A 21,385-nucleotide genomic window follows, 5' to 3' on the forward strand; every position below is an offset into this window, starting at 1 on the left:
AAGGGTGTGTTTATTGGATAATCTCTGGTCCCTGGAACTGCTGGAACCGCCCGGATATGCGCTGGTGCCGAGCTGGCACTGGCTACTGGCGACCTGGTTCGGCGCCGGGCTGGTCGTTCCGTTCCGGGCAGGGCTTGCCGTTTTTGCCCTGGTTCCGTTGCTGATTATGGCGATAAAACTGCCAAGGCAGGTGATGCCGCTCGTGGCGATGATGATATTCGCGCTCGGCGTTTATGTCTCGTCGTCCATTGACGTCGCAACCGGTGTCAAGGACGACCGCCGCATCGTGATCGATGAGGTGGCGGCGTTTCTGATCGGAGCATATTTGATCCGCCAGGCAGGCTGGCGGATGCTTGTGCCGTTCGCAGCTATTTTTCTCTTTCTCGACCGGCAGAAGCCTTGGCCGGTGAGCCTTGTGGAAGAGCTTCCCTCCGGATGGGGCGTGATGGCCGACGATCTGGTACCGGCGATCCTGCTTGGCGCTGCCTTCGCCCTTCTTCAGTTCCCGTGGAACAGCCATGAGCGTAAGGCCGACAGGGAACGCAGCGAGGACTAGCGTCCCTCGCGCCACCACATGACCGACATGGCGAGCAGCAGAAGGCCGACGCCGGCGAAACCCGCGAAGAGCGGCAGCGTATCGATGCCCTTGAGCACCGTTTCGTCGGTCAACCGGACGGTGAGGCGGCGGTCATCGACGACGCGGACGGCGCCGCGCACCGGCAGGATGTCGGGCATCCGGACACCGTCGCCGCCATCATCCAGACGCGTCGTGATGCCGCGTGTCGCCTGACCGAGTGGAGCAAGCGTATCGGTCGTCGAGATCATCGCCTTGAATTCCGGCGCATCGACCGCGCCGACATGGACGAGGGCGGAGAAATCGCCATTCTGGACGGTGAAGAGGCCGGTTTCCTCCATCTGGCGTTCGGCGCGCCAGAGGCCGGGGCTTGCCTCGGACAGTGTGACCTGCTCGCTGCGGCCAGATGGATAGACCACGGTTGCCGGGCCCGGATCGTCGCCGATCGTCTGGCGGCGGATTTCCAGCGTGCGGCCGGTGGCGCGGGCATTCAGCGCCTCCTCCTCAAGCTCGGGCTCCTTCATCAGCCAGTGGGCGATGCGGCGGTAGAGCGAGACATGCGGCCCGCCGCCCTCGAAGCCACGAGCCCAGAGCCAGCCCTGGTCGGAGAGCAGCATGGCAACCCGGCCCTCGGCGGCCCGGTTGAGAACCAGCAGGGGACGGTCGTCGGCGCCTGTCATCACCGTCTCGCCTTCCGGCTGGCCGACATCGATGGTGCGGAACCAGCGACCCCATTGCGGCGGTTCCTGCGTGGAGCCATCGAGGCCGCGCGTCACCGGGTGACGTTTGCCCTGTTCGGACAGGCGCGGATAGAAGGCTGCCTCGTGTACCTCGCCGGTTGGCGCGGCGGGAAGGACGTTGGCAAGCGGTGTCAGCGCGATCGAATCCTCGCCGGCATGTTCCGGTCCGGCGGCGATCAGCAGCGCGCCGCCCTTCTGCACATATTCGGCGATGTAGTCGTAATAGAGGATCGGCAGCACGCCGCGATGCTGGTAGCGATCGAAGATGATCAGGTCGAAATCGTCTATTTTCTCCACGAACAGCTCGCGCGTCGGGAAGGCGATCAGGGAGAGTTCGTTGATCGGCGTGCCGTCCTGCTTTTCCGGCGGCCGCAGGATGGTGAAGTGGACGAGATCGACGGAGGCGTCGGACTTCAGCAAGTTGCGCCAGGCGCGCTCGCCGGCATGGGGTTCTCCCGATACCAGCAGGACGCGCAGGTTCTCGCGGATGCCTTCGATCAGGTGGATGGCCTTGTTGTTGGCATCGGTGACTTCGCCCGGCAGGCCGGAGACCTCGAATTCGAGCACGTTGGAGCCGCCGCGCGGGACGGTGAAAGTGAAGGGCGTCGCCTCGCCGGGGACGGCCTGGACGATGGACAGGGGCTCGCCGTTGATCGTCACAGTGACGTCTGAGGGCGCATTGTCCTCGACGCCGTCGTCGAAGACACGGAAGGTGAGTTCCTGCTCCTCGCCGACGATGCCGAAGCGCGGTGCGCGGACGATCTCGATGCGCCGGTCGGTCTCGTCGGCGCGACCGGTGATCAGGCCGTGGAGCGGCGCGTCGAAGCCGAGTGCCGACGCGTTGGCCGGCAGGTCGTGGATCTGGCCGTCGGTAAGCATGACGGCAGCGCCGATGCGGGCGGGCGGCACGTCGGCGACGGCGGCGGAGAGAGCTTCGAACAACCGGGTCGACGGGGTGTCGGAGTTTTCCGGCTCCTCGACGTCCACGAAACGCGGCTCGATATTGGCGAAGCGGCCCAGGCGCTCGCGCAGTTCCGCGACGGCGGTATCGGTCATCTGGCGACGCTCTTCCGTCGCCTGGCTCTGGCTGCGGTCGACAATCACAGGCACGACGGTAGACAGCGCTTCGCGGTTTTCGCTGAGCAGAAGAGGATTGGCGAGGGCGAGGATCAGTGCGGCAAAGGCGGCGAGCCGGATCCAGGCGCCGCGTACGGATCGCGCCACGCCGAGCACGCCGAGGCCGAGAGCCAGCACGGCCGCGACCGAGAGCATCCACCAGGGGAGGAAAGGGGCGAAGCTGATCGTCGTCATTGGCCGAGCCTTTCCAGCAGCGCCGGGACGTGGACCTGGTCCGCCTTGTAGTTGCCGGTCAGCATGTACATCATGATGTTGACGCCGGAGCGGAACGACATTTCCCGCTGCAGCTCGTCAGCCGGCACGGTCGGCATGACTGGCGCGCCGTTGTTGTCGATCGCCCAGGCGCCCATCAGGTCGTTGCCGGTGATCATGATGGGGCTGACCCCGTCGCCCGCCGAGGTGATGCTGCTGTCGCTGTTTCTCGCTTCCTGCCGCGCCTCGACCCAGAGCGGGCTGCCGCTGTAGCGACCGGGGAAACCGGAGAGCAGGTAGAAGGAGCGGGTCAGGACGTGATCCGACGGGACCGGTTCCAGTGGCGGGATGTCGATGTTGGCGAGGATCGCCTGCAGCCGCTCGCCGTTCGGCGTCGGGCCGGTGTCGCCGTCGAGCGCCGAGAACTGATCGCGGGTGTCGAACAGCACGGTCCCGCCGGCGCGCATATAGGCGTCGATGCGGCTGATCGCGGCGGCGGTCGGCATCGGCGCGGAAGCCGAAATCGGCCAGAAAATGATCGGGTAGAAGGACAATTCGTCCTTTGTGATATCGAGCCCGACCGGCGGGGCGGGTTCCAGCGTCGTGCGATAGGTCAGGTATTCGGTGAGGCCCGCGAGCCCCTGTTCCGACAGGCGGTCGACCTCCTCCTCGCCGGTCACGACGTAGGCGAGATGCGTGTTGTCGAGCCGTTCGAAGATCTGTTCATCGCCGGGCTTCGGGTCGTCCGCACGGGCCTGTGGCACTGGCGAGAGGGCCAGCGCTGCAAGGCCGATGACGGCAGCGGCCGCGGCTCGTTTCGGCAGGCGGGCGAAGGCGCCGCCCATGAAAAGAACGACGAGGGCATCGATGAAAAGCAGCATCAGGGCGAGCGCCAGCAGCGTCGGTTTCAATGGCGTGGCAATCTCCCCGAGCAGCGGGGCGGTCGTGACGGGCACGGTGCGGTCGAGCGGGCGAAGTTCAGTGTCAGGCGGCAAGAGGTTCAATGCAACGAAGCCATCCTCGCTGCCATAGAGGCCGGGTGGGTGGTCGAAGCTTGCAGCAACAGGGCGGTTTTGTCCCCCGGGGATCGGGCGGGCATTGCCTGTTTCGGCGGTCAGCGCGCCGTGTTCGGTGAGCAGCCGCCAGGGCGCCAGACTGGCCGACGTGCCGGAGCTGGCGTCACCGCCCCCTGTCGAGGAGAGCTGCACGACGCGGCGCAGCATCTCTACGAAGTCGCCCGAGATCGGCAGGTTCGACCAGGTCGCTTCGGCGGTCACGTGGAAGAGCACGATGCGGCCGCGGCCCACGTCGCGCACGGTGACGAGCGGCGTGCCGTCGGCGAGGCTTGCCCAGGTGCGTTCGGCAAGATCCGGTGTCGGTTCGGCGAGCACCTGCCTGCGGATCATCACATCGGCGGGGCGGGGCATGCCGGCGAAGGGGCCGAAGGTTGGAAACTCCGCAAGCGGCTGCGGCTCCGCCCAGGAAAGCGCCCCGCCGAGCGCGCGCTCGCCCTGCCGCAGGATCACCGGAACGAGCGGGTCCGCCGAGGGAGCGGCGGCGAGACGAGGCCCGGCAAAGCGAATCAGCGTGCCGCCATTCGATACCCACCGCTCGACCGGTTCATAGGTTTCGGCGGGCAGGCGGCCGATATCGGCCATGATGATGGCGGACGGGTTCTGCTGCAGAAGGTCGGGGATGGAGGCGGCAAGATCGGCCACGCCGGGCTCTACCAGATCGGCGAACGGCTGCAGGGCGCGGTTGATGTAATAGAGCGGTGACAGCAACGGCTGGAATTCGTCGCCGGTATCGCCTGCCAGCAGCGCGACACGCCGGCGGCGGAAGCCGTCATCGAGGAGATGCACGGCACCGGCCGTCGACAGTGCGGCGATGGAGACGCGGGCGAAATCGTTGCGCAGTTCGAAGGGGGCGGCGATCTCGCCGCTTGCCGATGCCGCGCCAGCGGCGAAGTCGATGCTGCCGGAGGCGATGGTGCGGCCCTGCGAATCCTGGGCGTCGACGACGAGGCTTGCGGCATCGGTCGTCCGCAGCCGGGACGCTGTGACATTGAGCGCCGTCGAGCCGTTGGAAGCGGTGGTGACCGCGACGGCTGCGGCGCCGTCACCCTCGACCAGGCGGAGTTCGGCAGGGTTGAGCGATGACAGGACGGCGAGGGTGTCGTCTTCCTCCGCTGCGGTGATGCCATCGCTCAGGAAGACGAGCGTTCCCGGTGCTTCGCCGCCGAGCGCTTCCGTGAGGGCCGTGATGGCAAGGGCGCGTTGTGGCACCTGCGGCTGCGGGCTGGCAGCCGCGAGCTTTTCCCGCGCAGCCGTCGCGGCGCCCGGGGTAGCGTCATGGCGGGCATCGGCGGTGAAGAGGATGGAAACGGGGATGTCGCGGCCTTCGGCGTCGTCGATCATCGACTCCGCCGTGTCGCGCCTGCGGTCCCAGTCGGTCGCGGTCGCCCAGCTGTTGTCCACCACCAGCACGAGAGGACCATCGCCCGACAGCGTGTCACTGCGAGGATTTAGCACGGGGTCAGCCAGGGCGACGATGACGAGCGCGGCCATGACCATGCGCAGCAGGGTCAACCACCACGGGCTCTTCGATGGCGTCTCCTCCCGCTTCAGGACCGAAGCAAGGATCTTGAGCGGCGGGAAAACCTCCGTGCGCGGGCGTGGCGGGGTGAGTTTCAGCAGCCACCAGATGAGCGGCAGCACGGCGAGCGCGGCAAGCACGGCGGGGCTTAAAAAGGCGAGCGACAGGAAGCTCAACTGCGGGTGCTCCTTTCGCTGCGCGGCGGGCTGCCGGACAGATACATGTGCACGGCGACGAGCGCCTGCGAGGCGAGCTGGTCTGTCCGGTGCGGAACGAAGCTCCAGCCGAGACGGCGCAAGCCCTCGCCAAGGCCGTCGCCGCGGGCGATGTAAGCGCGGCGGTATTCCTCGCGAATGCCTTCGGCGCGACCCGATACCAGCTTATCGCCGGTTTCCGGATCGGTGAATTCGGTACGACCGGCGTAGGGGAAATCTTCCTCGGCCGGATCGGCGATCTCGACCACATGGCCGCGCAGGCCCCGGCGGGCGAGCGGCGAGATCTGCGCCATGATCGCCTCGGCATCGTCGAGGAAATCACCAATGAGCACGATATCGCTCGCGCCACGGATCATGCGGGTATCGGGAATGCCGGTGGTCAGCGGCGCGTGGAGAAGCGCGGCGGCGAGCCGTTCCGCGGCGTTGCGGGCGGACACCGGTTCCATGACGCCGGGGCAGCCGATGCGCTCGCCCGAGCGCGCCAGGATTTCGGCAAGCGCCAGCATCAGGACGAGCGCGCGGCTTTCCTTCGAGACGTTGCCGAGCGTCGACTTGTACATCATCGACGGCGACATGTCGGCCCAGAGCCACACGGTGTGGGCGGCTTCCCATTCGCGGTCGCGGACGTAGATATGATCGTCGCGGGCGGAGCGCCGCCAGTCGATGCGGGCGAGGCTTTCACCTTCACTGTAAGGACGGAACTGCCAGAAATTCTCGCCGATGCCGCGCTTGCGGCGACCGTGCCAGCCGGCGATCACGGTGTTGGCGATGCGCTTGGCTTCGACCATGCAATCGGGCACCAGCACGGCGCGCTGGCGGGCGCGTGTCAGCGCCTCACTTCCGGATGTCTGTTCGACGACCTGGCCGATCGTTGCCATGGGCGTTTCCCTAGCCGTCCACCTTCTTCGCCAGACCCGCGATCAGATCGCGGACCGACATGCCTTCGGCGCGGGCGGCGAAGGTGAGCGCCATGCGGTGCTGCAGAACGGGTTCGGCAAGGGCGCGAACGTCGTCGATCGACGGCGCGAGGCGTCCCTCATAAAGGGCCCGGGCACGGGCGCAAAGCATGAGGGCCTGGCCGGCGCGAGGGCCGGGGCCCCAGGCGACGTGCTTGTCTGTCTCGGTGGCGCCCTGGCCGGGGCGGGCGGAGCGTACCAGCGCCAGAATGGCGTCGACGACCTTTTCGGAGACCGGCATCTGGCGGATGAGCCGCTGGATTTCGGACAGGCGGGCGGCGGTAATCACGCTCTGCGGTGTCGCCTCGGAAAGGCCGGTGGTTTCGAGCAGGATCTGGCGCTCTGCGTCGAGGCCCGGATAACCGACATCGACCTGCAACAGGAAGCGGTCGAGCTGGGCTTCGGGCAGGGGGTAGGTTCCTTCCTGCTCCAGAGGGTTCTGGGTCGCGAGCACGTGGAAGGGGGCGGGCAGATCGTAGCGCTGGCCGGCGATGGTGACGTGATATTCCTGCATCGACTGCAGAAGCGCCGACTGGGTGCGCGGCGAGGCGCGGTTAATCTCATCGGCCATCAGAAGCTGGGCGAAGACGGGGCCCTTGACGAAGCGGAACGAACGGCGACCGGTCTCGTCCTGGTCCATGACTTCGGTGCCGACGATATCCGATGGCATGAGGTCGGGGGTGAACTGGATGCGGTTGGCGTCGAGTCCGAGGACGGAGCCCAGCGTTGTGACCAGCTTGGTCTTGGCAAGACCGGGAACACCAACGAGCAGAGCGTGACCGCCGGAGAGGATCGCGAGCAGCGTGTTCTCGACGACGCGCTCCTGTCCGAAGATCACCTTCGACACTTCCTGGCGTATCAGCGCGATGTCGGCGAGCGCGTGTTCGGCGGCTTCGATCGCGGCCTTTTCGTTCAGCACGGCTTCCGGCGTCGTGTTCATCCCCATGCTGATCTCCGTTCGGTTGCATGGCGGCCAGCGAATCAGGCGGGCCATCCGTTTTTCGCTATTCTAAATAACTTATTGCCTGGCGAATGGCTGACAAGCGGCTCATGAATGACTATCTCGTGAAATCAACCGTTAGTTCACAACCGGGACTCAAAGATGGCAGGCGAGGAGCTGAAAGCGACGACGGATGCGGCGGGACTGGCCGCGCTGATCGCGCGCGCCGCCGAGCAGACGCCTGGCAAAAAGGCGTCGCTTCCGCCGGTCGATCGCTGGAATCCGCCGTTCTGCGGCGATATCGACATGGAAATTCGCGCCGACGGCACCTGGTTCTACATGGGAACGCCGATCGGCCGCCAGCCGCTGGTGCGGCTGTTTTCGACCGTTCTGAGGAAGGACGAGGACGGAAAAACCTATCTCGTCACGCCTGTGGAAAAAGTCGGCATCCGGGTGATCGACGCGCCATTCGTCGCCGTAGAGATGAATGTGGTTGGTGAGGGTGTTGAGCGGGTTCTGACGTTCCGTACCAATGTTGGCGACGTGGTCGAGGCGGGACGAGACCATCCGCTGCGTTTCACGATCGAGGGCGAACTTGGGGAGCTCAAGCCGTACCTGCATGTCCGCGGTCGACTTGACGCTCTGGTCTCGCGCGCCGTGATGTACGACCTAGTGGAACTCGGGGAGGAGATCGAGATCGACGGCGAGGCGATGTTCTCCGTCCGCTCTGGAGGAGAGGTCTTTCCAATCATGCCGGCGCGCGAGCTGGAACGCCTGTCTCGATGAGCCTGACGCCGTCCTTCAATGCCGCCGACTTCCGTCACCGCGCGCTCAACCAGATCGGGGCGCCGGTTGAACATGCCTGGCGCGACCACGGCGATCACATCCTCAATCCTGACACCATGCTCGAGGTGGAGGGGCTGAAGCTCAAGGATGCGGCGGTGCTGGTCGGTATCGTCAACGATGGCGACGACGCCAAGGTGATCCTGACCCAGCGCACCTCGAAGCTGCGCAAACATTCAGGGCAGATAGCCTTTCCCGGCGGAGGCATAGACCCGGACGATATCTCGCCGGAGATGGCGGCGCTGCGCGAGGCGCAAGAGGAGATCGGGCTCGATCCGGGCTTTGTGGAGCCTGTGGGGCGCCTACCGCTTTATCTGTCGCGCACCGGCTTCAGGATCACGCCCGTGCTGGCGGTCGTCGAACGCGGCTTCACCATCACGCCCAATCCGCACGAGGTGGATGAGGTGTTCGAGGTGCCGCTCGCTTTCCTGATGGATCCCGACAATCACAAGCAGGAAAGCCGGATATGGCAGGGGATCGTCCGGCATTTCTATTCGATGCCCTATGGCGAGCGGTATATCTGGGGTATCACCGCCGGCATCCTGCGCACGCTTTATGAAAGGCTCTACGCATGACCAATCTTTCGGCCGAGCCTTGGTTCAATGATCCGGCTGTCCGGCGCGTGCTCGAGCTGCTCAATCGCGACGGCGGCGAGGGCCGCATCGTCGGCGGGGCCGTGCGCAACAGCCTAATGGGGCTTCCGGTTTCCGATATCGACATCGCCACCACGCTGGTGCCCGAAGAGGTCGTGCGGCGGGCCAAGGAGGATGGCGTGAAGGCGGTGCCGACGGGCATCGACCATGGCACCGTGACGCTCGTCGTCGATGGTCGCGGCTTCGAGGTGACAACGCTTCGCCATGACGTCGAAACGGACGGTCGGCGGGCGCAGGTGGCGTTCGGCGCCGGCTGGGCCGAGGATGCCATGCGTCGCGACCTAACGATCAACGCGCTCTATCTCGACGCTGACGGCGAGGTCATCGACCTTGTCGACGGGCTCGACGATATCGAGGCCAAGCGGGTCCGTTTCATTGGGGATGCGAACCTTCGGATCGCCGAGGATTATCTCCGTGTGCTGCGCTTCTTCCGCTTCTTCGCCTGGTATGGCGATGGTCGGCCCGACGCGGACGGGTTGAAGGCCTGCGCTGCCGCCAGACGCCATCTGAAACAGCTGTCGGCCGAACGGATCTGGGCCGAAATGAAGAAGCTTCTTTCGGCCCCGGACCCTGGGCGGGCGCTTCTGTGGATGCGGCAGACCGCGATCCTCACCGAGATCCTGCCCGAGACGGAGCGATGGGGCATCGACGCCATTCCGGGCCTGATCGCTGCTGAAAAGGCGCTTGGCTGGACACCTGACCCGCTGTTGCGCCTCGCATCCATCGTTCCGCGCGACGTGGAGCGTCTGAAGGCGATGGCTTCGCGTTTGCGCATGTCCAATGCGGAGGCGGCGTACCTCGAGCAGTTCGCGGGAGCGCCGGCCGTTGCCGATGATCTCAAGGAAGCCGCCCTCGATCGCCTGCTTTATCGCGCCGGCAAGACGGGCATTGTGGCGCGCCTGAAGCTCGACCTTGCCTCGGCACGGGCTAGCAGCGGTGGGGATATGGCGGGGATGGAAAAGGTCGGACGCGTGTCGACGCTGCTGTCGCGCGCCGAACGCTTCGAGCGGCCCTCGTTTCCGGTGAGCGGGGCAGACGTGCTTGCTGCGGGAATTCCGGCCGGGCCGGCTGTCGGCGACCTGTTGAAGCGGTTGGAAGACGAGTGGGTGGAACGCAATTTTACGCTGGACCGGGCGAGGCTGCTCGCCCGGCTGGAAGAGTTGAAGGCCGGCGGCTGAGCCGTCGGTCAGGCCGCCTTCGCGTCGTCGCGAATGCGGGCCTTGATGTTGTCGACCATGTTTTCCCGGATGATCGTCTCGCCGTGGGCGGTGCGCATGTGCTCGACGGCGCGGCGCACCACCTCGGCATCCTCGTCGGCTCGGGTGTGCCAGGGGCAACCGGGAACCAATGAACCACATTCAAACAGTCTCATGGCGTTTCCTCCTTTGCCAGGGTTCAACGCCATGATCATAGCATGGTTGCATCGGTGCTGAAATTCGATAGGTCTCTAGTTCTCCGGCATCGCCCAGGAGTGAAATACCGACGGCGAGGTGCCGGCGACTGCGCGGCGCGGCTCGGTGGTCTGCGGCCGGCTGTCGTTCGCCTCCTGACCGGCGAGCCCTCGCTTTACCTGATCGATAAAGTATTCGAGAGGCAGTTCCGAGCCGCTTGCGGTGCGCAGCTCGGCGGCCATGCGTTCGATAAGCTCGGGCGCATCCAACGCGCGCTCCGAAGCGGGGTCAACTACGGGTACCGGACTGCTGCCAATCGTAGCCATTGCGGTTCTCCTCCCATGAGTCTCGGGAGAAAATTAGCATGTGGTTTCGCAACTGCCCAATGAAATAATGTCGCGGCACACGCCCGAAGACGGTCAGGGCCAGCGGACGAGAGGGGGGAGCGAGGACAGGATGGATTCGACGTTTCCGCCGGTCTTCAGGCCGAAAATCGTGCCGCGGTCGTAGAGCAGGTTGAACTCGACATAGCGGCCGCGGCGCACCAGCTGCTCTTCGCGGTCGGCATCTGTCCAGGGGGCGTTGAAGTTGCCGCGGACAATGCGCGGATAAACGAGGCTGAACGCTCGTCCAACATCCTGAACGAAGGCGAAATCGGCTTCCCAGCCGCCGATTTCCTCGTCGGAATGCAGCCAGTCGAAGAAAATGCCGCCGATGCCGCGAGGCTCATTCCGATGCGGTAGGAAGAAGTACTCCTCGCACCAGGCCTTGTAGCGGGGATAGTCGGCGATATCGGGATGGCGGCCGCAGGTGATTTCCATCGCCTTGTGGAATAGCTGGCTGTCGGGGTCGTCCTGGGTGCGGCGCCGATCGAGCACCGGTGTCAAATCGGCGCCCCCGCCAAACCAGTTGCTCGAAGTGACGACCATGCGGGTGTTCATGTGCACCGCCGGCACGTTCGGATTGACCGGATGGGCGATCAGCGAAATACCGGAGGCCCAGAAGCTCGGGTCCTCGTCTGCGCCGGGGATCTGCTTGCGGAATTCGGGCGAGAATTCGCCGTGGACGGTGGAGGTGTGGACGCCGACCTTCTCGAAGACGCGGCCTTCCATCATTGACATGCGACCGCCGCCGCCCGCGCCGTCTTCCCGATGCCAGTCCTTGGCGACGAAGCGACCCGGTTCGCGCTCGGAGTTGGGACCCGACAATTCCTGCTCGAGCGTTTCAAAGGACGAACAGATGGTGTCGCGCAAGCTTTCGAACCACGCGCGTGCCCGGCTCTTCTTGTCCTCGATATCGTCGGGCAGGCCCTTCGGCAGATCCGGTCTTTCCATCGCGTCCCCCATCGCCGTCTTGCTGTCCCGCATCGATCGTGTGCGGGTTTTACAATCGGATTTGATTAGCAGGTCAGGGACTTCGCGAACAGACGCGCGGCCGGACTTCCCCGAAAAATCGACTCGCAATCGCAACGGTCGGCGACTATCTTTTCAGCTGCGAGGTGTATTCCATGACGAAGATGCCCGGTCTACCGCCGCTCGACGGCCTGAAGCGCAGGATCGCGCGGCATCGCGAAGAGAGCCGCAGCGCCGGCCAGTTCGTGCGGCAAACCTATTGCCTGTCCCGCGACGAGGCGAGGGCGAAGGCGCGCGAATGGTTCGATTCCTATCCCAAGGCGGCCTACTGGACCGAGGTCGAGAGCTGGCGTCAGCTCGACAACGACCAGATCGAGTTCACCATGCGCCGTCTTCCGTCCGCCGATTGAGCGACACTGTCGCATTATCTGCAGCGTCGCTAAATTTTTAAAGGTCCCTTAAACCCGATTTCAAGACCTCCGATGCAAGGTGTGTCGAGACAGGGTACCGTTTCGGGTGGCGAACGGCGCCTTAGGTGAATGATTCACTTAAAGGGTCGATGGGCGTGGGGCTTTCTATCAATACCGCGGCGGCGCAGGCGCTGTCGCTGCTTGTTGGCGTCGGGCGGGCTGCACCGCCGGCGTCGACGCGTGCGGCCAGTTTCAAGGTCGAGCAGGCTTCCGACAACGCAGCCTATTGGTCGATTGCCACGACCGTGAAGGTCGACGGCCTGTCGTTGTCCAGCGCGGAGGCGGCAACCAGTCGTGCGAGCGCGCTTGTCGATACGGCGGCGCTTGGCCTTGCAGATGCTGCAACCCTTCTTGATGACATCCGCTCGACCCTGGTGGCGGCAAAGCGGTCCGACGTCTCCCGCTCCGGGATCGGGGCGAGGCTGGATGTGCTGAAGGAAAAGCTCCTTGCCGTAGTCGATCAATCCGAATTCGATGGTGAAAACTGGCTGAGCCTTCCCGCCGGCCGGTCGCCGAACGTGGAGGCTATCGTCGCGTCGGTGTCGCGCACCGCAGCGGGCGAGCTTTCGGTCAACGTGATCGATTTCGATACGTCCGGGGCGGTTCTCGTCAGCCGCCACAATCCCGAGGACGGTCTTCTGACACGACGCTATTCGGTGGTCACCGCCAATGGCGAGATATCGGATTATGTCCTGCTGGGCGCCGGGGCCGCGGGTACGGGCGACACGGTTCGGCCGGTCATGCTGGCACCAGCCACCTCGAATAATGAGATCGACGGCATGATCGCCGCCGTCGATCTCATGTCCGGATATGTTGCCGCGGCCGCGACAGCGCTTGAGACGACCGCAGGACAGGTGGTTGGCGATATCGGCCTGGACGACGTTCAGGGTTCATCGACCTCCCCGCTCGATGCAGGTCTCGACGATCAAGGAGCAATCGAACTCGCGCTGAAGGCCAGCGAACAGTTGCAGGCGCAATCGCTGCCCATCGCCAACAGCGGCGCCGGGTCTTTCAAGCTCTTCCTCTAATCGTCCGATATCAGCCCTTGCGGCGAGATGGCGGGTTCTTTCGTCGGGACGTTGCGGGTCGGGCCTTGGCCGTGCCCGCATCGGCAATGATGGGCTCTGCCGGGACGCTATCCGGCTTGTCAGACGGTGTCGCTTCCAGCGCCTCCGCGGGCGGCGTCTCCGAAACGCTCGTCGTTATCTCCGCAACCGGTTCCGCCGACGCTATTGCCTCAATCGCTTCAGGTGGCAGGGGCTCCGGCAGGGCGTCTTCGGCTGTTATCTCCACGACATGATCGGAAGGCGAGGGGGCCGGGAGCGCGAGGGGATCGGCAGCATGTGCCTCGCCGCTCTCCGATGTATCCGCCAGAATCGACTTCAGAAGCGTCGTTACCCGTAGGGCACCCAGCATGTCGGTGTTGGTGGAATGCCCGGCCATGGGCACTCGTATATCGCTTTCGATTTTCGGGCGGGAGTTGATCTCGCCGTACCAGTCCAGATCGCCGATCACATCGATGACGGACTGGAAGGCGGGCGGCATGGTGATGCGTGCGCCGAAGGTAACGATCCGGGCGCCGGCGGCGATGGTTTTGAGCCGCTCGGGTTTTTCGTCCTTCAAGGCGTAAAGTGCTTCGGAAAGGACCAGGTTGCCACGGGAATGCCCGGCAAGCAGGCGGAAGGAAAGACGGTCGTCGGCGAGCAGGCCCTTGACGGTATCCACGTCGAGGCAGGTGCGGACCGGCGTGTCACCCGCCCGGCGATCATCGTAGGCGCCGAAGCGCGGGCGCCCGACCACGTCGTCGATCACCTCGCAGTCGCCACGGATGCTGCCGAGCCATCCGAACAGGAAGTTCGCGCCGATCGTCTCGCTGACGATATCGCCGAGGCCATAGCCGGAGACGATCGCTGCGACGGGTTCGCCGACGGCGTCGGCAACGTTGCGGGCGAAGGCGGCGGCACCAAGGGCCGAGCCGCCGAGGCCGGCGACCGCAAGAACCTTCACGTTCCGGCCACCGCGCGCCAGGTATTCGTCGATATTTTCACAGACAGTCAGCATCGGCCCGCCACTCGGTGGAACGATCAGGATCAGCCCTTCGGCCGAGATTGCGTCGCTGACATAGTAGATCTCTTCCGGCGTCAACGTTTTCACGTCGTAGAAGAAGCCGTCGAGTCCAGTGTTGCGGAGACGCCATGCCTCGAGCACGCCGTTGCGCGCGGTGCGGTGCTGTAGGCGTTCGGGAAAACTGAGAGTACGGGCGAACTGCGTCAGGCCTACGGTGAATGCTGTCTCGAACATGAGTCACCTCCCGGTTTTTGCTGCGTTGCAACATAGCGCGTCAAGGTGGAATTAGCAATCTTGAATGAATGGTTGCGGGAATAGGTCGCGGCGTGTCCTGAGCAGGCTTGACCTCAACCGCGGTTGAGCCTCTATCAAGGTGTCCTGCCGATGCCAGCCCTGGGAGGACTATGGTCATGTCGACACAATCAGCCGGAGAAGCCCGTCTGCCGCAACGCCTCGCCCGCGATCATCGCCGCGGTCATGGCGACATTGATCGACCTTTGCCCCTCGACCATGGGGACAAGCACCCTTTCGCCGGCGGTCTCGTGGACATGGTCGGGGACACCGGCGCTCTCGCGGCCGAAGAGCAGGATATCGTCCGGGCGATAGTGCAAATCCGTGTACCGTTCCGCCGCCTTGGTCGACGCGAGGACGAGCCGACGGCCGGTCGTTGCCCGCCACTCTTCGAAATGGGTCCACGACAGATGACGCGTCAACGCGACGGTGGCGAGATAGTCCATGCCGGAGCGTTTCAGGTTGCGGTCGGAAAGGTCGAAGCCGGCGGGCTCGATGACATCGACGCCGATGCCGAGGCAGGCGGCGAGCCGGAGAATGGTGCCGGTGTTGCCGGGAATGTCGGGCTGGTAGAGGGCGATCCTGATGAGACTCATGGGCCTGATCTAGCGCGGAGAAAGCATGGAACTCAAGCGACCGGCGCTGTTGTCGGCGGGCAACAGGTGCGCGCTTCCGCGCCGGCCGAGCCGATTGTCTCTTTCCAGACGTTGGCGGCAAAGGTAGAAGACACCATCTTCAACACGCAACAAGGGAGGCATCGATGACAGTATTCAGCATGATGCGCTTCCCCGTCCCGCCATTTACCTGGCTTGCGTGACAGCGGACGCCGTTCTGCTTTTTTGATTTTCCCCGTGAATCGCCTTTAGGCCGGATTTGGCCTTATCATATTGAACTAACGCCCGCGCTCTCGGAATGCTGCCGTTGTCGGCGCCGCGGGTGACCTCATCAGGAGCTGTTTCATGTTCTCGTGGTTCGAAAAACGCCTCGTTGCGTTTCCGTCGGAACAACCGAGCCTGCCGCCGAAGGGCCTGGTTGCGTTCTGCTGGAGCTATACCAAGACGGCGGCGCCGTGGCTCGCGGTTCTCGGCCTGTGTTCAGGCGCCATCGCCATCGGCGAAGTGGTGCTCTACCAGTTCCTCGGCAATATCGTCGACTGGCTGTCGAAGGCCGATCCGCAGACCTTCCTGACAGACGAAGGCGGACGCCTGCTGTGGATGGCGCTGCTGGTGCTGGTCGGCTTGCCGCTGATCGGGGTCGTGCACAGCCTGGTCATGCACCAGGTGCTGGCCGGCAACTATCCGATGATCGCGCGCTGGCAGATGCACCGCTTCCTGCTGCGCCATTCGATGACCTTCTTCGCCAACGAGTTTGCCGGCCGTGTGGCCACCAAAGTCATGCAGACGTCACTGGCGGTGCGCGAAACCTCGATGAAACTGATCGACGTCTTCGTCTACGCGGTGACATTTTTCGTCTCGATGGTCGTACTGGTCGCATCCGTCGACTGGCGGCTGGCGCTGCCGCTGATCGCATGGATCGTGCTCTATGTCGGAATCCTCGCCTTTTTCGTGCCGAAGCTGCGGAAGCTTTCCAGCGAGCAGGCGGATGCGCGCTCGATCATGACCGGCCGGGTGGTCGACAGCTATACCAACATCGCGACGGTGAAGCTGTTCTCGCATTCGGGACGCGAAGAGGTCTATGCGCGCAAGGGAATGGACTCCTTCCTTGACACGGTCTACCGGCAGATGCGCCAGATCACCTGGCTCAACATCGTCGTCGATCTCAACAACGCGCTGGCGCTGTTCACGATCTCGGCGCTCAGCATCTGGTTCTGGATGACGGGTACGGTGTCGGTCGGCGCGATCGCGGTCGCCGTCGGTCTCGCCATGCGCATCAGCGGCATGTCGCACTGGATCATGTGGGAAGTGGCGGCGCTGTTCGAGCAGATCGGCACGGTCTATGACGGCATGGGCATGATGACCAAGCCACACGACATCGTCGACGGCCGGGACTCCAAGGCGCTGACGGTGGAAAAGGGGGAGATCGTCTACGATCGCGTGCGCTTCCACTACGGGAAGAGCAAGGGCATCATCGAGGACTTCTCCCTGGCTATTAAGCCGGGCGAGAAGGTGGGCCTTGTCGGACGCTCCGGTGCCGGCAAGACGACGCTGATGAACCTCTTGTTGCGTTTCTACGACCTGGAGGCAGGCCGCATCACGATCGACGGGCAGGACATCTCGGCGGTGACGCAGGACAGCCTGCGATCTCTCATCGGCGTGGTGACCCAGGATACGTCGCTGCTGCATCGCTCTATCCGTGACAACATTGCCTATGGTCGTCCCGATGCGACCGATACCGAAGTGATCGAGGCGGCGAAGCGGGCGAATGCCTGGGATTTCATCGAGGGGCTCGTCGACATGCAGGGCCGCAAGGGGCTCGACGCGCAGGTCGGCGAACGCGGCGTGAAGCTGTCAGGCGGTCAGCGCCAGCGTATCGCTATTGCCCGTGTGTTCCTCAAGAACGCGCCGGTGCTGATCCTCGACGAGGCGACCTCGGCGCTCGATTCCGAAGTGGAAGCGGCGATCCAGGAGAGCCTGTTCTCGCTGATGGAAGGCAAGACGGTGATCGCGATCGCACACCGCCTATCGACGTTGACGCAGATGGACCGGCTGGTGGTTCTCGACAAGGGCCATATCGTCGAGACGGGCACGCATGGCGAACTGGTGGAAAAGGGCGGCATCTATGCTGACCTCTGGAACCGCCAGTCCGGCGGCTTTCTTGCCGACCAGGTCGACCAGGAGCAGGAGCTGGAAAAGAAGCGTCGCGCCGATGAAGAGGCCAAAGCCCTCGAAGAGGCGGACGAAGCGGCGGAGTAATCCTGCCACATCATCTCCGTCCACGCGTTTGCGGACGCGTGGACGCTTCAGTTTTTCTATATACAGGACCGACAGATTTCGATTGGCATGTGTCCGCTGCTTGCCTATGCGGGGCCATCGGTCCGCGAATCCTTGCGGCAGTGCAAGTGAGGCGGCATGAGACATTATATCGATTGGCTGTGGGCGGGGCTGGCTGGCGTGCTGCTCGCTGGTATGGTCACGATCAACAGCGGACTGGCGGCCCACACGACCCCGTTTACCGCCTCGTGGGTCGTGCACGGCGTCGGCGCCGTTGCCGCCTTCGTGCTGCTTCGGGTCAACGTGATGTTGGCGCGCGGTCGCCGCCCGGCAGGTCTCAGCGGCGAGAAACCGCCGCTCTGGTCCTATCTCGGCGGCGCGCCGGGCGCCTTTGCCGTTGCCCTGTCCTCCATCGCGGTCAATTCGGAACTGGCGCTCGCCGGCGGACTGTCGCTGCTTCTGGTCGGGCAGATTCTGTTCGGCCTCATCTCCGATATGGGCGGACTGTTCGGCACGCCGAAGCGGGCGGTCAACCGATATGACTTGCTCGCGGCCGCCTGCGTGATCGGCGGCAGCGCGCTGATCATCTATTCGGGAGGTGCCTGATGCTGACCTCGGTTCTCATCGCGCTCGCCGGCGGCGCCGCTGTCGGGATGAGCCGGTCGATCAACGGACGGCTCACCATGGACCGTGGTGCCTTCAGCGCCTCGTTCTGGAACCACTTCATTGGCTTCGCGCTGCTGACTGTCTACATCCTGCTTTTGCACCGCGAGGGAATTCCGCTTCTCGGCGCGACGCCGTCGTGGGCGTTCACGGGCGGGATCATTGGCGCGGTGTTCGTGGCGATCAGCTCCTACGTCTTTCCCCGCATCGGGGCGAACCGCTCGGCGCTGCTGATCATCGGCGGGCAGATGATCGCGGGACTGATGATCGATTATCTGCGTGGCACCGCCACCTTCCACATCGGTCAGCCGGCCGGCGTGGCGCTGATCCTGTTCGGGATCTATCTCACGCGGTTTTCGAGGTAGGGGTGAGGGGCGGGGTCCTTTGCCTTTCGTCGGAAACCGCCTATATCGCCTTCCATGATCTTCGCCCCCATCATCCGCCTCTTTGAAACCTGGGTCGATCCCTTCTCCAAGCGCGGTGATGTGCGGCCGCCGGAGAAGACGTCGGCGTTCATCTGGCACTATGTCAGCCAGGCCAAGGGCGCGTTTGCGGTCATGGCCGTCTTCGGTGGCGCGGTTGCCATTCTCGAGGCGGCGCTGTTCTGGTTCGTCGGGCGGCTGGTCGACCTGCTTGATACCGTGCCGCGCGAGGCGGGTTGGTCTGGCCTCCTAGAGGCACATGGACTTGAATTGCTCGGCATGATGCTGGTCGTTCTGCTCGGCCGCTTCATCGTTGTGACGGTCGGCGCTTTGGTCGAGGAGCAGGCGATCGTTCTCAATTTCTTTAACCTCGTGCGATGGCAGGCCTATGCGCATGTGGCACGACAGTCGCTGAGCTTTTTCCAGAACGATTTTTCGGGTCGCATCGTTACCAAGGTCTGGGCGGCTGGACAGTCGACGGGCGATCTCCTGACCTCGATCCTGCAGGTCGTCTGGTTCATGGTGATCTATACGGCATCGACCATGGCACTCGTCGGCCAGCTCGACTGGCGGCTTGCGGCGATCATCGGGCTCTGGGTCGTGATTTTCAGCCTGCTTGCCCGCTACTTCGTGCCTCGCATCCGGCATCATGCGCGGGAGTCGGCCGAGGCGGCGTCGATGGTCAACGGGCGGCTGGTCGACAGTTTCAGCAATATCCAGACGCTTAAACTGTTCGGGCGTGAGGATCGAAACGACCATTTCATCCGCCAAGGCTTCGACCGTTTCCAGGATACGCTGCGGCCGTTCGCGCGACTGATCACAGGGGTGCGGGCCTCGCAGGCGGCGCTGTCCGGCCTGATGATCACGGCGGTGGCAGCACTCTCCATCGACCTGTGGCTTTCCGGGCAGATCAGCGCTGGCAGCGTTGCCTTCACGCTCGGTCTGGTGCTGAGACTCAACATGCTGCTCGCCCGGATGATGACGCAGCTCAACGGCATCATGCGCAATATCGGCACGATCCAGAATTCGGCGGAGCTGATCTCGAAACCGATCGGACTCACCGATAAGCCGGATGCGGTCGCGCTCAAGATCAGCCGTCCGGAAATCCGGTTCGAGGATGTGTCGTTTCATTATGGCCGGCAGTCCGGCGTGATCGACCACCTGTCCCTCACCATCGCTCCGGGCGAGAAGGTCGGCATTGTCGGGCGCTCCGGGGCCGGCAAGTCGACGCTCGTGAACCTGCTGCTGCGTTTCTACGACGTGGAGGGCGGCCGTATCCTAGTCGACGGGCAGGACGTGTCGTCGGTCACGCAGGAGAGCCTCCGCTGCTCGATCGGTGTCGTGACGCAGGATACCGCGCTGCTGCATCGCTCGATCAGGGACAACATCCTGTTCGGCAGCGAGAACGCGACCGAAGAGCAATTGATCAAGGCGGCGGAGCGGGCGGAGGCGCTCGACTTCATCGAAAGGCTGGAGGATCAGCGCGGGCGCAAGGGGTTCGACGCCCATGTCGGCGAACGGGGCGTGAAGCTCTCCGGCGGCCAGCGCCAGAGGATCGCGATTGCGCGGGTCATGCTCAAGGACGCGCCGATCCTCGTGCTCGACGAGGCGACATCGGCGCTGGATTCCGAGGTCGAGGCGGCGATCCAGTCCAACCTTGAGAAACTGATGCAGGGCAAGACGGTACTCGCCATCGCCCACCGGCTTTCGACGATCGCCGCGCTCGACCGGCTGGTGGTGATGGACAAGGGGCGGATCATCGAGCAGGGCACGCATGCGGAGCTGGTCGAGAGTGGCGGACTCTACTCGGAACTCTGGGCCAGGCAGTCAGGCGGATTCATTGCCGTCGACGATGCGGAGTGACTTGACCGTTTACTCCGCGGGGAAGGCGAGGTCGGCGATCAGGCCGAAGTGGTTGGAGCCGTAGTTGTCTTCCATCCGTTCAAGGTTCAGCGGAGCGACGTCCGGAGAAACGAAAACATGGTCGAGGGCCACGCCCCAGCGGCCGGCGGCGACCGGCCATGTGGCGGGTTCCGTGCCTGCCGTCGTCATGCCGAAAGTGCGCAGGAAATGCTGCATGTCGGGCGCGATGACGCCGGAATTGAAATCGCCGGCCACCACCCAGGTTCCGGGGTGGCGGGCGAAGTAGGTGCCAGCCACCTCGAGCTCGGTGCTGTGGTAATCGTCGTAGTAGGGTTTGGTGAGATGGATGGCCGCGAAGTGCACGGTCCTGCCTCCGACGTCGATTTCGGCCACGGCGAAACGTTCGCCGCGCAGGTCCGAGAGACCCCAGGCACCGCGTTTCTTCATCGGCAGGCGTGACAGGACCGTGAGGTCGCATCCGCGGGTCACCTCGCCACAGCCAATGCGGTAGGGATACTTCTCCGACAAGGCGGAGAGTTGCGACAGTATGGGAGCTGCCTCGAACAGGTAGACGATATCGGCCTTAGACGACAGGATCTCCTCGGCAATGCGGCCGGCATTGGCGTGGTTGCTGCTGAGGATATTGAAGGACATCAGCCGCACCGTCGGCGCTCCCGCCGCCACGTCGCGCGCGGCCGGCAGAAATTCACGCGACATCCAGACGGAGTGGACCGTCAGTGCCGCTGCCGCCAGCAGGAGTATGGTGCCGTAGCGGCGTGCGCCGAGCATAATCGCGACCAGGGCTCCCGACATCGCTGCGATACCGGCGTGGCTTTGAAGCGTATAGATGAAGGACAGCGGCCAGAAATCTGTGAGGTAGCGAAGACTCATTGCCACGATCGCAAGCGTGACGATCGTGCACACGGCACTGGCGAGGGTGGTTTTCATGCAGGACGTTCCGTTGAGCGGCGTGTTGACGGTCGCGGACCATGCCGCAGACCTGTGTGCAATGCAACATCGGTAGTAAGAATGGCGAAAACACGTCATCCTGCTAGGCAAATATCGTAGCGAATCCCAGCGATACCAGCATCATGCGGACCTCGAAGAAGGGCGATGCCGACTTCTTCAAA

General features: G+C 64.2%; 20 protein-coding genes. 10 read left to right on the forward strand and 10 right to left on the reverse strand.

Annotation, left to right across the window (positions count from 1 at the left end; all coding sequences use genetic code 11):
• Nucleotides 1-13 precede the first annotated feature (13 nt).
• Entirely contained in the window at nucleotides 14-556 is a 543-nt protein-coding gene (locus J5J10_RS04245; RefSeq protein WP_211928968.1) for a phosphatidylglycerophosphatase A, read from the forward strand.
• On the opposite strand, the gene J5J10_RS04250 is transcribed toward J5J10_RS04245, so the two are convergent.
• The 4 genes from J5J10_RS04250 to J5J10_RS04265 are packed head-to-tail and all read right to left on the reverse strand — an operon-like array spanning nucleotide 553 to nucleotide 7,355.
• The gene (locus tag J5J10_RS04250; RefSeq protein ID WP_211928969.1) at nucleotides 553-2,625 is read right to left on the reverse strand and encodes a hypothetical protein; all 2,073 of its coding nucleotides are present in this window, start codon (nucleotides 2,623-2,625) and stop codon (nucleotides 553-555) included. The two genes, J5J10_RS04245 and J5J10_RS04250, sit on opposite strands and share 4 nt — an antisense overlap.
• Nucleotides 2,622-5,414: a DUF4159 domain-containing protein gene (locus J5J10_RS04255; RefSeq protein ID WP_211928970.1), complete on the reverse strand. Its 2,793-nt coding sequence runs from the start codon at nucleotides 5,412-5,414 to the stop codon at nucleotides 2,622-2,624. Before J5J10_RS04255 ends, J5J10_RS04250 begins: the two co-directional genes overlap by 4 nt.
• The gene (locus J5J10_RS04260) at nucleotides 5,411-6,331 is read right to left on the reverse strand and encodes a DUF58 domain-containing protein (RefSeq protein ID WP_211928971.1); all 921 of its coding nucleotides are present in this window, start codon (nucleotides 6,329-6,331) and stop codon (nucleotides 5,411-5,413) included. The genes J5J10_RS04255 and J5J10_RS04260 overlap by 4 nt, the downstream gene beginning before the upstream one ends.
• 10 nt (nucleotides 6,332-6,341) lie before the next feature.
• Nucleotides 6,342-7,355 carry a MoxR family ATPase gene (locus J5J10_RS04265; RefSeq protein ID WP_211928972.1) on the reverse strand — a complete coding sequence of 338 codons (1,014 nt, stop codon included), beginning with the start codon at nucleotides 7,353-7,355 and terminating at the stop codon, nucleotides 6,342-6,344.
• Between the two features lie 156 nt (nucleotides 7,356-7,511).
• Here J5J10_RS04265 and J5J10_RS04270 point away from each other — a divergent pair, with 156 nt between their 5' ends.
• Genes J5J10_RS04270 through J5J10_RS04280 form a run of 3 tightly spaced genes read left to right on the forward strand, consistent with a single transcriptional unit; the run spans nucleotide 7,512 to nucleotide 10,023 of the window.
• Nucleotides 7,512-8,135, forward strand: coding sequence for a DUF1285 domain-containing protein (locus J5J10_RS04270; RefSeq protein ID WP_211928973.1), 624 nt, complete (start codon nucleotides 7,512-7,514; stop codon nucleotides 8,133-8,135).
• Nucleotides 8,132-8,767 (forward strand): CoA pyrophosphatase, encoded by a 636-nt coding sequence (locus tag J5J10_RS04275; RefSeq protein WP_211928974.1) that lies wholly within the window; start codon nucleotides 8,132-8,134, stop codon nucleotides 8,765-8,767. The genes J5J10_RS04270 and J5J10_RS04275 overlap by 4 nt, the downstream gene beginning before the upstream one ends.
• Nucleotides 8,764-10,023 (forward strand): CCA tRNA nucleotidyltransferase, encoded by a 1,260-nt coding sequence (locus J5J10_RS04280; protein ID WP_211928975.1) that lies wholly within the window; start codon nucleotides 8,764-8,766, stop codon nucleotides 10,021-10,023. Before J5J10_RS04275 ends, J5J10_RS04280 begins: the two co-directional genes overlap by 4 nt.
• 8 nt (nucleotides 10,024-10,031) lie before the next feature.
• Here J5J10_RS04280 and J5J10_RS04285 read toward each other — a convergent pair whose 3' ends face one another.
• From J5J10_RS04285 to hemF, 3 genes are all read right to left on the reverse strand, one after another.
• Nucleotides 10,032-10,217: a DUF1059 domain-containing protein gene (locus J5J10_RS04285; RefSeq protein ID WP_208551670.1), complete on the reverse strand. Its 186-nt coding sequence runs from the start codon at nucleotides 10,215-10,217 to the stop codon at nucleotides 10,032-10,034.
• Between the two features lie 75 nt (nucleotides 10,218-10,292).
• Nucleotides 10,293-10,562: a hypothetical protein gene (locus J5J10_RS04290; protein WP_211928976.1), complete on the reverse strand. Its 270-nt coding sequence runs from the start codon at nucleotides 10,560-10,562 to the stop codon at nucleotides 10,293-10,295.
• 93 nt (nucleotides 10,563-10,655) lie between these two features.
• Nucleotides 10,656-11,570 (reverse strand): oxygen-dependent coproporphyrinogen oxidase, encoded by a 915-nt coding sequence (gene hemF / locus J5J10_RS04295; protein WP_208551667.1) that lies wholly within the window; start codon nucleotides 11,568-11,570, stop codon nucleotides 10,656-10,658.
• Between the two features lie 173 nt (nucleotides 11,571-11,743).
• Between hemF and J5J10_RS04300 the strand changes: the two genes are divergently transcribed.
• Nucleotides 11,744-11,998, forward strand: a complete 255-nt coding sequence (locus J5J10_RS04300) for a hypothetical protein (RefSeq protein ID WP_208551666.1) — start codon at nucleotides 11,744-11,746, stop codon at nucleotides 11,996-11,998.
• A gap of 125 nt (nucleotides 11,999-12,123) precedes the next feature.
• A complete protein-coding gene (locus J5J10_RS04305) occupies nucleotides 12,124-13,086 on the forward strand; it encodes a hypothetical protein (protein WP_211928977.1) in 963 nt (320 codons plus the stop codon).
• A 10-nt stretch (nucleotides 13,087-13,096) separates the two neighbouring features.
• On the opposite strand, the gene J5J10_RS04310 is transcribed toward J5J10_RS04305, so the two are convergent.
• Both J5J10_RS04310 and J5J10_RS04315 read right to left on the reverse strand, forming a co-directional pair.
• Nucleotides 13,097-14,359, reverse strand: coding sequence for a cell envelope biogenesis protein OmpA (locus J5J10_RS04310; protein WP_211928978.1), 1,263 nt, complete (start codon nucleotides 14,357-14,359; stop codon nucleotides 13,097-13,099).
• Between the two features lie 188 nt (nucleotides 14,360-14,547).
• Nucleotides 14,548-15,012 (reverse strand): tRNA (cytidine(34)-2'-O)-methyltransferase, encoded by a 465-nt coding sequence (locus tag J5J10_RS04315; protein WP_211928979.1) that lies wholly within the window; start codon nucleotides 15,010-15,012, stop codon nucleotides 14,548-14,550.
• Between the two features lie 363 nt (nucleotides 15,013-15,375).
• On the opposite strand from J5J10_RS04315, the gene J5J10_RS04320 reads away from it, so the two are divergent.
• The 4 genes from J5J10_RS04320 (at nucleotide 15,376) to J5J10_RS04335 (ending at nucleotide 20,255) form a co-directional block, all read left to right on the forward strand.
• On the forward strand, nucleotides 15,376-17,289 hold the full coding sequence (locus J5J10_RS04320) for an ABC transporter ATP-binding protein (RefSeq protein ID WP_211928980.1): 1,914 nt from the start codon (nucleotides 15,376-15,378) through the stop codon (nucleotides 17,287-17,289).
• 156 nt (nucleotides 17,290-17,445) lie between these two features.
• Nucleotides 17,446-17,913, forward strand: a complete 468-nt coding sequence (locus J5J10_RS04325; protein WP_211928981.1) for a DMT family transporter — start codon at nucleotides 17,446-17,448, stop codon at nucleotides 17,911-17,913.
• Nucleotides 17,913-18,335: a DMT family transporter gene (locus J5J10_RS04330; RefSeq protein WP_211928982.1), complete on the forward strand. Its 423-nt coding sequence runs from the start codon at nucleotides 17,913-17,915 to the stop codon at nucleotides 18,333-18,335. Before J5J10_RS04325 ends, J5J10_RS04330 begins: the two co-directional genes overlap by 1 nt.
• Nucleotides 18,336-18,392: 57 nt before the next feature.
• A complete protein-coding gene (locus tag J5J10_RS04335) occupies nucleotides 18,393-20,255 on the forward strand; it encodes an ABC transporter ATP-binding protein (protein WP_349252086.1) in 1,863 nt (620 codons plus the stop codon).
• Nucleotides 20,256-20,264: 9 nt separating this feature from the next.
• Here the strand turns inward: J5J10_RS04335 and J5J10_RS04340 are convergent, their stop codons facing one another.
• A complete protein-coding gene (locus J5J10_RS04340; protein ID WP_211928984.1) occupies nucleotides 20,265-21,203 on the reverse strand; it encodes an endonuclease/exonuclease/phosphatase family protein in 939 nt (312 codons plus the stop codon).
• Nucleotides 21,204-21,385: the final 182 nt, after the last annotated feature.

Source organism: Ciceribacter sp. L1K23 (assembly GCF_018122705.1).
Lineage (GTDB): Bacteria > Pseudomonadota > Alphaproteobacteria > Rhizobiales > Rhizobiaceae > Allorhizobium.